This window comes from Bowdeniella nasicola, assembly GCF_001907295.1.
Classification (GTDB): Bacteria; Actinomycetota; Actinomycetes; order Actinomycetales; family Actinomycetaceae; genus Bowdeniella; species Bowdeniella nasicola.
The window spans coordinates 1-972 of the sequence record NZ_MQVR01000174.1; the positions used below are offsets into that span (position 1 = coordinate 1).

1 protein-coding gene is annotated in these 972 nt (G+C 61.2%); it reads right to left on the reverse strand.

Going from position 1 to position 972, the window contains the following annotated elements; genetic code table 11:
- Nucleotides 1–20: 20 nt before the first annotated feature.
- Nucleotides 21–503 (reverse strand): hypothetical protein, encoded by a 483-nt coding sequence (locus tag BSZ39_RS13765; protein ID WP_143180559.1) that lies wholly within the window; start codon nt 501–503, stop codon nt 21–23.
- Nucleotides 504–972: the final 469 nt, after the last annotated feature.

The following is a 972-nucleotide window of genomic DNA, read 5'->3' on the forward strand; positions in this document are numbered from 1 at the left end:
GGCAAGCTCGAACCCGGCGCCTAGAGCGTCGGCACCAAAATGTCCTCGAGCGCCGCGAGCAACGGGTGGGAGGTCACCGGCTCATCGAGCAGAGGATGGGAGCCATCCGGCCATAGTTTCGGCGGCTGCCCCGCAGCGCCCCACACGACCACGCCTTCCGAGCTCAGCGGTTGATCATCGCGCAGCACCCTCGCCCTGCGGGCACGTACCTCGCCATCGTCGAACTCAAGCGGTGGCAGTTCCAACACGCGGTACGTCGTCCCGTCAGACACTAGGTGGACCGACACGAGCCCCGCCAGGCTCGGGATGACAACGGGGTCGTCGTTAACGAACACCCGCGGAGTTCGGATCTGAGCCAACTCCCGGGCAATAGCATCCGAGACGTGCTGAAGCTGCTCGGATGCGCGGATACCTCCGAGCCGCCTCACGCCGTGCAATCCAAACTCATATTCGCCCCCGATGATTGGATCGGACCAGGGCTCGTTGTAGGCGATGATGGTCATTCCCCACGTTTCGGGCGCGATCTCCTGCCACCCAACTGCCGGTGGCCGAATACCTCCCGACGGCAGCCACGACGCAGTACACTCCAAGCCACCATGCCAAAACATGGGACCGACGGTGTCGCCATTGCTAAGTGCGACAGCAAGCATTCCGGCTGGCAATGCACACGCCGGTCGGGCGTGATCTCTGTCGAGTTGCTCGGAGCGGACCGGCCACACAACCATCTCTGCATTAATCACGAGTCTCTCCTTGCAGTTAGTCAAGATGAGCGATAACTCCATTAGCCCGAACTGAAGCAATCCTCTCACCGCGGGGGGACTTAAGCTTCCAATAACTGCCTCGATGCCCGGCGTGATCTCGTTCGATCCGCCAGCCCTGGCCCTTAGGCTCACGCCATCCGTTTTTGATCTTCACGGTGAACACCTTGAGGTTGACCTTTCCACCCACCAACAACCGAACAGGTATCCTGCT

Bases quoted from the DNA above. Each gene is read 5' to 3' on its own strand.
- BSZ39_RS13765 (WP_143180559.1), bottom strand. From the start codon at position 503: ATGACCATCATCGCCTACAACGAGCCCTGGTCCGATCCAATCATCGGG.